The organism is Arthrobacter psychrochitiniphilus (assembly GCF_003185915.1).
Taxonomy (GTDB): domain Bacteria; phylum Actinomycetota; class Actinomycetes; order Actinomycetales; family Micrococcaceae; genus Specibacter; species Specibacter psychrochitiniphilus.
The window spans coordinates 1-9,036 of record NZ_QHLZ01000021.1 but is presented as its reverse complement, the minus strand read 5'-3'; the positions used below and the strand labels follow the sequence as shown (position 1 = coordinate 9,036).

Here is a 9,036-nt window from a genome sequence, read left to right as displayed (position 1 = left end):
AAGACAAACCCCGCCTGGAGCCGTCAGTCTCACATAGGGTCATGCCCGGCAGAACACCTAATACCAGTATCAACGTCTCACATCAGTAATACACCTCATCCCCCGTGACTGCTCGCCTATGCGACCTCACTTCACCGTGGACGTTCCCAAACAACCAGCAAGAAGTCTGGGAAGCAATTGTTGATCCGTATCCGGCGTGGTCTGATTGGCAGGGCTTCTGCGAAGTCGATTGTCAGAATTCCGCGTCTTAAAATGCGAGAAGAATCCACAGGACGCACTTCGGCCGGGGATCAATTTAATGTGTTTCTAATGAGTTGAGTTGGAATGACGGAGTTCGTGGCCATTACCTCAAAGAAAAGCCGCAGGTCAGTGGGCCCTACCCCACCCTACCGAGCCATTTCAACCGACGACCGTTACGGTCTCATGAGGTTGTCAGCATAAACTCTTACCGATTTGTGCTCGCAATTCAGCCGAGAGCCCAACGACTGGCCGGCAACTGTGGGTACTGTGGGTGCACTAGCCAACGACCATTGGGGAAGAAATGATCGAGTTCAGGGGCTTCATGCCAGTGCCCACACCCGACCTGACGAAGGTAAAGTTCAATATCCGCGCGGGCGTGGGTGGCGCCGGGGCATGGGACCTCCTGCTTGCTGATGATCCTGAACCGTGGCTGGATATGAACCGCCACCGAGAGCAGCACCAGAACAACAATCTGGATCGTGCCGAGTACCTCCTGAGTTTCGCCCAGTACTACCCCTACGGGCCCCAGTACTTCATCTTCGGCGGTTTCTTCAAGGTGACCCGCGTGGTACCAGAGATTGTCGGTGGGCCAGGATACGCTCTGACCCCAATGCCTCAACACTCGGAGTACATCAAGCGGCTGATCATCAAGCTAGAACGGCCGGTCGGCCGTGACCTCTACCTTCGCTGGTACGAAAATCTGCAGCACAGCAAACTTAATCCCACAATCTACGAGCTTGCCCCCGATACCAAGCTCGGTACCTTTCCTGGTTACCAGAATGTCAGGCTCAGGCACGCCGAGCTTCAACGCATCATAGCTAACGATGAGCCTAGCTGGAAGGACGCACTTTCGAGCGTCAAGGGCGTTTACGTAATCACAGATTTAAGCAACGGCCGCCTCTACGTTGGCTCCGCCTCGGGCGAAGCAAACGGGCTCTGGCAGCGATGGGCGAGCTACGCACATCTTCAGAATCTAACCGGTGGCAACAAAGAGCTTGTACAGCTTCAAAGCCAGCTCGGTGACGAGCACATCATTGGCAACTTCCAATATTCGATCTTGGAAATCTTCGATCCGAAGACCAATGCCTCAATGATCTTGCAGAGGGAGTCGTTCTGGAAGCTTGCTCTCGACAGCAGGCTGCATGGAATGAATAGGAATTGAAACATGGTGGACAATGCTTGCACGTTGAGGTCCACAACCGGATTCAACGGGACGGTATGCCTGCGTACAAGCATTCCCCGCCGAGTCAACGCGCAGCCTAGTCGCTGACCCTGAACGGTCCTACGATGAAATGGGTGGCTTTTTAGAACCCCTGAATAGTACGAGAATGTCGGACACTTAGATTGAGGTCTCCAATGCGCATCAACGCCAGCCTTGCCGAGTCCGCCCACCGCCAAGCAGATGCAGATCCCGAAGCTTGGGAATCCACCTACCGCCAGATGGTCCTCCTCGATCTCGCCGCTGACATCGAACTCGGCTTCTTCCTTGCCTACTACCGCAACTTCGCCGTCCCGAGCATCGCCGCAACCCTGCAGCTAAACGGCGAAATCATAGAGCGCCCCATGAAACGCTCCTACGACACCGCCATCGTCACCTACGAACTCATCACCAGCGGACTAGAAAGCGACCGTGGCCGCCACATGATCCGCCTCCTCAACCACGCCCACCGCCATGTCCCCGGTAGCCAAGACGACTTCCTCTACGTCCTGCTCACCCTCCTCGTCGTCCCCATCCGCTGGTCCCGCACACAGGCCTGGCGTGCGCCAACGACGGCGGAAGAAACCGCAGCGACACGCTTCTACCGGGAACTCGGTGCACGTATGAACATCACCAGCTTCCCCACATCGTTCCAAGAGGCAGAAAAGTTCTTCGACGGCTACGAACATGACAACATCGCGTACTCCCCCGCCGGCGCCCAGCTAATGGCCAGCACCGTCCAAGTCCTGAAATCCAGATTGCCAGCTCCTGCTAGGCCATTGGCCAAGCCAATACTCTCGGCCATGTTCGACGACCACCACCTCACCGATGCCCTCGGTCTCCGACGTGCCAACACGATCACCAAAACTGCCCTGACCATGGCGCTGAAGACACGCAACACCGTTGCCCGTCGCCGTCGACTCAGCGCACAACCCCTATTCAAACCGGGCGAAGCAGGATCGCGCCTTTATCCCAACGGCTACCGCCTCGATGACATCGGACCGGAAAACATCATGTCTCCAGCAAGCCAGCCGAACCAAGAGCATTCATAGCGCCCATCGGGTCGCACAACCATCCGTTTTGCGGAGGTTCATCGTGCGACAATGTCCCCATGGCCACCCGACTGTATGACCTCTCATCCTCGTGGACGTTTCCGAACTCTAAGCAGGAAGTTTGGGATGTCATTGCCGATCCCAATATGGCGTGGCCAGACTGGTGGCCGGGCTGCACTCTGGCAAAACCGTTGGACCGGACTGTCCAGACAGGCGCATCATCCAAAGAGTTGCTCCTAGCCACCACCGCGACCTTGAACTTCAAAGCTTCCCTCGGTTACACGCTGTCAGTGTCCTACCACCCGACCATGGTTGACGAGCCGAATGAGATCCTCTTCGACGCCGGCGGAGACCTAGAAGGCGACGGCCGCGTTATCCTGTCAACCAAGGCCAACGACGCCACCCAGATGGACATCGAATGGCGCGTCCGCCCCACCAGCCGGTGGATGTCATTCCTCAGTCCCGCTGCAGCACCAGCGTTCACCTACGCCCACGCTGCCCTGATGCGACGTGGCGAGGAAGGGCTCAGAGACTACTTGGCACGGCAGAACGGCAATAAATAGCCAGCAAAAAATGTGCCCCGTGCCTGTTCAGCCACCGCCATCAGACCTAGCATGAATTACAGGGCGAAAAGTCTCAACCGCTGTAGGAATTCGATGGGTCCAGCACATGTACACCAGCAAGCGTGCGCTCGCGCGGAGCAATACGGTGACCTGGCCGCAGGTAGTCAACACAGTGGCGCCCCAAAGGTTCTGCCATGAGTGACTGGAAGATCCGCCGCACAGCCCGCGATGCCAATCGCCAGCTCGACCTTGGCGCCCACCCCAGCTTGAATAGCATCAAGTCATCGCTGGAGGCCGCCCGGGGCAGGCCCATCACCATCATGGAATTGCCCACCCTTCGCGGCGATGACCTCTGTGGGTTGTGCGTCGCCTACTCCAGCCATGACGTCGTCGTTCATGCTCCACCGCGTTCACGCCTGCACCAGCAGCAGATCATCGTTCACGAATTTGCCCACATGATCCTCAACCACCAAATCACCGCCACTTCCCTGCACCTCGTGCAACTACCGGGATTCAATGAGACTCCCCTGCAGGTACTCGGCCGCACCAGCTTCGATGACGACGATGAAGCCGCCGCGGAGTTCTTGGCCGACCTCCTGATGGCCCGCATCCGTCCCGATCTCGAGGGCCCAACGGATGACCAGCCAGGCTTCAACAAGGTCTTTGGGTAATGGACTACGTGCCAGCCGCAATGCTATGGCTGCTCACAATCATCAGGATCCCCACCATCCTGCACAAGGAACGTGCCTCAGTTCTGCGCGCCACCTTCTTCGCCGCCATCGCCTGCACGCTGTTCATTCCTGAGGTCTACGTGAACACAGATCCCCTCCTCGGAGGCCGCAACCATGTGGGCTTGGTATTGATCATTGCGATCATGGCCGGGTTCTGGCAATTCCACACGGCCACAGTTCTGGCCACCTTCGTTGATGACGTACGACGACGCCACCATCTCAAGCGCGGACGTCTGGCTGTCATTGTGGCCGGCACATGCGTCGTCTACGGATTCTCCGTGAGCCATGTCGAAGTAACTAACCAAAATCTTCCTCTGGTCTACGGCAACCAGCCAGGCATGCAATTGTTCCTATGGACAGGATCAGCATTCATCATTTGGGTCTGTTCCGACGTCGCGTTGAACTGTTTTCGATTCCTACCGGAATTGCGCGGCAGGTCGTTTAGATCAGGGGTTAGCTGTTTCGCCGCCGGCTGCCTCCTGATGGCCATGGCCTTAGGCAACCGCCTCGCGCTTGGACTCATCGAAGCATCGTCGTCCGACAACCCCCTTGTCGTTGGACTCAACTGGTCCTTTCCCATCTTTGAAACCCTCGCGGTCATCCTGGTCAGTTTCGGCCTTATGATTCCCCGGTACGGTGTATCCGCAAAACTTCTACGCCGCAGCATCCGGTCACGCTGGCTCATGCTTTTGCTGACTCCGGCATGGCGCCGGAGCAGCACGGAGCGGAAGTACTTACTCCGCAATCGATGGACTCCTCTGCTGGATCCGGTCACAGGGCATCCGGTCGATCATCTGCACCGCCGCGTGATCGAGATCCGCGACTGCCAGCTACGTGGACTGGCACTCCAGCCCCGCGACAGAATCCTCGTCAACCAAGCAGAACGACTACTCCAAGGGCATTGAGTTAGCCCACTGCGGCGACGGTCATGTAGTTATCGCGCTTCCAAACCATGAACAAGTGTTGCCGGCATCAGCCAGCCGCACCGCCATGTGGAGGCATCATGGAAAAGCTCAGTATCAAGACCCCTGACGACTTCATCGCCCTCATGGGCCACAGCCTAGGTTTCTGGCCCGATGAAAGCCTGGTCTGCGTCATTCTGGACGACAAGCGCATCGGCGCCACACTCAGGGTGAATCTTCCGGTTCCGGGCTCGGACACCAAACACTTCATCGAGCAGGTCGTGCATCATGTCGGCACAGACCGCCAGGCCACCGGCGTCGTCTTCGGCATCTTCACCCACGAGCCCTGGACCCCAGGTGAATTGCGCCCCCACGAGGGTGTGATGGAGGAACTGACGGGTCGGCTCAGTCAGCAAGGCGTGAGTGTTCGAGATGGCTGGCTGATCGGCGAATCCACCTTCACGAACTACCTGCTCATGGGCGCCGACACCAGCGTCAGCTACCCCCTTGACGGGGTGCTGTCCAGCGAGCTCAACGCAGAATTGGTCTTTCGCGGGTCCAGCATCGAAGCATCCCCCGGATTCCGCATTCCAGTGCTTGCTCGCCCCGCCCTCAACACCGAGATCCTGCGGCACTGTTTCAGGATCGAAGCCATGAACCCGCAGGCTGCAATCACCCGCGCCAGAACCCTGTGGAACAAGATGCTCGACGGCGGTCGCGAACCTACCGACGACGAGGCCGCCGAGCTCATCGCCAACCTCAAGTTCATCAGTGTCCGGGACCGGCTCCTTGCAGACATCCCCGGCATCGACGACAGCATGCGCGACCTGCTCCTGGGACAAACCAAACAAAGCCCCCACTGGAAGCGCGTCGAGCGCGCCTCCGAAGTGCTATTCCAGCTCTACATGCGCACAGACGGTACCGATGCTGCACCCGTGCTCACCGGCCTGGGTGTCATCCAATGGTGGGAAGGCCACGGCAGCAAAGCCCACGAGTGCTTTCAGCGTGCTCTCGAATCAGATCCCGAGTACCGGCTGGCCCAACTCACGGACCACCTCGTCCGCGAAGGCATACTCTCCGACTGGGCCACGGACAAACAAACCGCCTACCAGCCACCACACACCCGCGGACCTGAAATCGGTGGCTTGGGGATGGCGTAAGCACCAACCTGGTTTGCTCATTCGACCCCTACCCCATCTCGTGAAGTTTCGGATCGTGACTGTGTAATCCGTTGCTGCAAAGAGCAACTCTAGGATATTCCGCGTACGTCTCTAAGCGCGCTACAACGCAACTTGGTGGAGGATAGTACTTGCCCCGGTGGAATTGAGAACACGTCAATTCGATTTGCGCCCTTTTTTTCAGTGGACTTCCAACTGGCAGAAATCCAAGTTGCGATTGAGGAGCAATGATAAATCGCTCGCGTCCTTGAATAACTGCTTGGCGGGCAACTGCAACCATTGCTCTATTCACCCGTCTATGAACTACCTTTTCCCCGCGATGATCATTACTCAAGGAAACAGCCCGACTTGGACTGATTGGCCACCAAATGCGACTCGCTTGGACCGTATCAGGCCGCACACCCGATTCGAAAGGAATTTGCACTGGACAATCTGACGTTACAAATCGGCCTTGAGGGTCATCCCAAAGCTCAAGCTGCCGCGTCGTGAATATGTCAGCGGCCGCCCAAACAGCCGAGAATGCCGTCTGGGTATGTATACCTGCGAGCCGAATAGCCGAACCAGGGGTTTGGCTCTGGGCGTCAGTTGTCTGAGCCAAATACCAACTGTCATACTGCATTAGGAGCCGTCGGGTCTGGAGGGTTCGCATTCGTTGCATTGCAACAACAACGCCCACAGCCATGAAGTCGTCAAATGTCAATACATCCGGGTCGCTCAAGTTTAATAACAGATTTTGAATTCTCGCGATTTCCTCATCGACAACGCCGAATAGGAGCTCAACTCTATTGTGTTCTAGTCCGTCTGATCCAACGACCCGATAGAAGTTCTCGCTCACACAGATGTCCCTCACTCCGAGGCGACGGGCCAGGCCAGTCTGCGTGTCAAGTGTCCATACACGCTTGCCATCGTCTGACCATTTTCGAAGATAAGTCTGCGGTACGTAGTGGTGTCGTCTAGCTTCAGTATCGGGCAAAGCCAGTTTCGTCGAAAGCTTGAGTTTGTATTCCTCCATGGCCGGGCTCAGCGTGCGCCCTCCGCCTGTCAGAGGAATCCGGCCCCATGGGTTCTTAACTGAACTCACGACCTGCCAATCTCCGTTCACCATGTTTTCGCTCTCTTTTGCATCAATACTTCCGTCCTTGGCTAGACGTCGTTCTTGGATTCCTGCCCGGCAACATTGTCCAAGCAATACCGCATTCGCTAAAAGCTCTGGAGCTACTCATTGATCTCAAACCACCTCACACTCGCCGACCTCGAACTGCCTTGTTCGACCGTTGGCGCCTAGCGGTGATGAAAAGATACGATGCATCGCGTCGTGCACTTCGCTCAGCGTCTATATAGGGCAAGAGGCCACCTGCGGTTGCCAAAGCTGCACCAGTTAGCCCCAGAACTCCCCCGGTGGCACCGACTACCAACCCGGCTCCGCCGGCTAGGGCAGGTAGAATCGCCGAATACGCTCGGCTAGTTCGAATGTTACTTTCAAGGACACTCGAGGCGTGTTCAATGTCAGCAACAAGCTGGGTAATTGCAAGCGTTTGATCTCCAAGCAGCGGTGCCGTTGCAACGGCAGCTCGCACTTTTCCCCTCAAGTCCTCGACGGCTCCGTCGTTATTTAGAATACGAGCCAGATCACGCGATTGGAGATTGGCCAATGACGGTACGTCGGCCCACAAGGAAGCCGCGGCTGTCCCAGTACCGACCTTTGAGCTTCGCATTTGAAGCAATCTCGCTTCAAATGGCGACGCAGCGACGTACTCAGCACCCATTATGTCCGCAACTGTAAGCCGTTCAGCGCTGCGTTGGACATAGAATGTGGCGGCATCTCTCATCACTTGTTGAACCCAAGGCTGGTAATCATGATTCGAATCGTACGGTTGGAGCATTTTCGTTTTGAAGGTGCCACTTTCGTCCAAGTTCTCAGCGTCAATCCGGCCATAGAGCCAGAGTTTCTGAGAATGTTCAAAGTCGTCTTTCGCGTTTACGATTAGCACTGAGCGAGCCGTCGGCCCCTCCACTACAAGTTGACTGTGAGCGAATTTCATAAGCCGTGAGTTCTTCAAATCTTTGCCAGCCAACACGCTGGCTATATTTTGCCCCAACGCCATCGCAACACCTTGAGGTACGGCTATCACTCGTCCGGATCCCAGTAGATCCTTGTCCTCCAATTCTCTTCTAGCTAATTCTCCGACTGATCGATTCGTAGGGGCTCGGGAGATTTCTTCGAACAGTTGGTCACGTATAAGAACATGGTCAGCTAAAAACAAAGTTCTGGTAAGGAACTGTGCTGGCTCAAGTTCTTCATTCCACAGCAGGATCGGTTTGGGGTCCTGCCGCGCTATCGAACCTACCGACTGATAAGCCAGAAGCGCGCATTGAACTATGGCCTCAATTTTGGCGTCGGCCAACGGATTATCTGTCATAGGGAGGCGTGCCAGCTCCTCCAGCATGCTTATGCGAAGACGAGCCAATCGCCTCGGCTTCATCGGATCATCCATAGCTGGAAATGCGGCAAGTCGCCGCTCCAGTTCGCTTAAAATTATCGGCTTTGGTGCGGGCTCATCGGTCGGCATGATTATAGGTATGCCTCTTGGAGCCAGTCCTGGTATTGCTGATTTTGCTAGTCTCAAACCTGGGCTTAGGTAGAGACTGTCACCCGAATCTTCGGGAAGTGACGCCCCCGGTGACGAGGGCGGAACCGTCCACACCTTGTGGCAATATCGGTATATCCGACTTGATCCGCACCAGCAGGGATCATTCTTGCCGGTATTTTTCAAGGGATTCAAGGCATCTCCTAGGCTGGCTGTTGACTTGTGAGGGCTTGCTACACAGATGAACGATGAGTATTCGTTGTCGAGCCACTTATCACTTTTCATTCGTCCTGAATATGGCGTCAGTCAACCGTATAGCGACCCTATGACGAACTCTACGTGACCTACTACTGGAGACAGCCAAGTCCAGCCTGACTGACCTATTCGAACAATAGAACTGACTTGCGCACTGGACCTTGTGGAGTTGCCACTAGGCAGTCCGCACCTACTCAGTCGTAGTTCGATCCGTTGACAGGAAATCGAAGTACCAATACATTGCCTGTGTGATCAGGACTCTGGACACGCTCTGGTGACGGGTTCGGGGTTCGTCGATTTTTCGGGGTTTTTCTTGATAAAAGCCTGTT

8 protein-coding genes are annotated in these 9,036 nt (G+C 56.1%); 6 read left to right on the top strand and 2 right to left on the bottom strand.

Features of this window, described 5'->3' with window-relative positions; genetic code table 11:
- Nucleotides 1–541: 541 nt before the first annotated feature.
- From CVS29_RS17960 to CVS29_RS17935, 6 genes are all read left to right on the top strand, one after another.
- A complete protein-coding gene (locus CVS29_RS17960; protein WP_110107968.1) occupies nt 542–1,402 on the top strand; it encodes a GIY-YIG nuclease family protein in 861 nt (286 codons plus the stop codon).
- Nucleotides 1,403–1,596: 194 nt separating this feature from the next.
- Nucleotides 1,597–2,490 (top strand): oxygenase MpaB family protein, encoded by an 894-nt coding sequence (locus CVS29_RS17955; RefSeq protein ID WP_110107967.1) that lies wholly within the window; start codon nt 1,597–1,599, stop codon nt 2,488–2,490.
- Between the two features lie 59 nt (nt 2,491–2,549).
- The gene (locus CVS29_RS17950; RefSeq protein WP_110107966.1) at nt 2,550–3,053 is read left to right on the top strand and encodes an SRPBCC family protein; all 504 of its coding nucleotides are present in this window, start codon (nt 2,550–2,552) and stop codon (nt 3,051–3,053) included.
- Nucleotides 3,054–3,247: 194 nt separating this feature from the next.
- On the top strand, nt 3,248–3,724 hold the full coding sequence (locus CVS29_RS17945; RefSeq protein ID WP_110107965.1) for a hypothetical protein: 477 nt from the start codon (nt 3,248–3,250) through the stop codon (nt 3,722–3,724).
- A complete protein-coding gene (locus tag CVS29_RS17940) occupies nt 3,724–4,689 on the top strand; it encodes a hypothetical protein (protein WP_110107964.1) in 966 nt (321 codons plus the stop codon). The genes CVS29_RS17945 and CVS29_RS17940 overlap by 1 nt, the downstream gene beginning before the upstream one ends.
- A gap of 98 nt (nt 4,690–4,787) precedes the next feature.
- A complete protein-coding gene (locus CVS29_RS17935; RefSeq protein WP_170121050.1) occupies nt 4,788–5,846 on the top strand; it encodes a DUF4192 domain-containing protein in 1,059 nt (352 codons plus the stop codon).
- Nucleotides 5,847–5,874: 28 nt separating this feature from the next.
- Here CVS29_RS17935 and CVS29_RS19345 read toward each other — a convergent pair whose 3' ends face one another.
- Together CVS29_RS19345 and CVS29_RS17925 are read right to left on the bottom strand one after the other, a co-directional pair.
- Complete coding sequence (locus tag CVS29_RS19345; protein WP_373366709.1) at nt 5,875–6,876, bottom strand: DUF4238 domain-containing protein; 1,002 nt, start codon at nt 6,874–6,876, stop codon at nt 5,875–5,877.
- Between the two features lie 226 nt (nt 6,877–7,102).
- Nucleotides 7,103–8,434, bottom strand: a complete 1,332-nt coding sequence (locus CVS29_RS17925) for a hypothetical protein (RefSeq protein WP_245932331.1) — start codon at nt 8,432–8,434, stop codon at nt 7,103–7,105.
- Nucleotides 8,435–9,036 lie beyond the last annotated feature (602 nt).

What these genes read in the sequence shown, in the direction of transcription:
- CVS29_RS17960 (WP_110107968.1), top strand. Translation starts at nt 542, where the DNA reads ATGATCGAGTTCAGGGGCTTCATGCCAGTGCCCACACCCGACCTGACG.
- CVS29_RS17955 (WP_110107967.1), top strand. Translation starts at nt 1,597, where the DNA reads ATGCGCATCAACGCCAGCCTTGCCGAGTCCGCCCACCGCCAAGCAGAT.
- CVS29_RS17950 (WP_110107966.1), top strand. Translation starts at nt 2,550, where the DNA reads ATGGCCACCCGACTGTATGACCTCTCATCCTCGTGGACGTTTCCGAAC.
- CVS29_RS17945 (WP_110107965.1), top strand. Translation starts at nt 3,248, where the DNA reads ATGAGTGACTGGAAGATCCGCCGCACAGCCCGCGATGCCAATCGCCAG.
- CVS29_RS17940 (WP_110107964.1), top strand. Translation starts at nt 3,724, where the DNA reads ATGGACTACGTGCCAGCCGCAATGCTATGGCTGCTCACAATCATCAGG.
- CVS29_RS17935 (WP_170121050.1), top strand. Translation starts at nt 4,788, where the DNA reads ATGGAAAAGCTCAGTATCAAGACCCCTGACGACTTCATCGCCCTCATG.
- CVS29_RS19345 (WP_373366709.1), bottom strand. Translation starts at nt 6,876, where the DNA reads ATGGAGGAATACAAACTCAAGCTTTCGACGAAACTGGCTTTGCCCGAT.
- CVS29_RS17925 (WP_245932331.1), bottom strand. Translation starts at nt 8,434, where the DNA reads ATGCCGACCGATGAGCCCGCACCAAAGCCGATAATTTTAAGCGAACTG.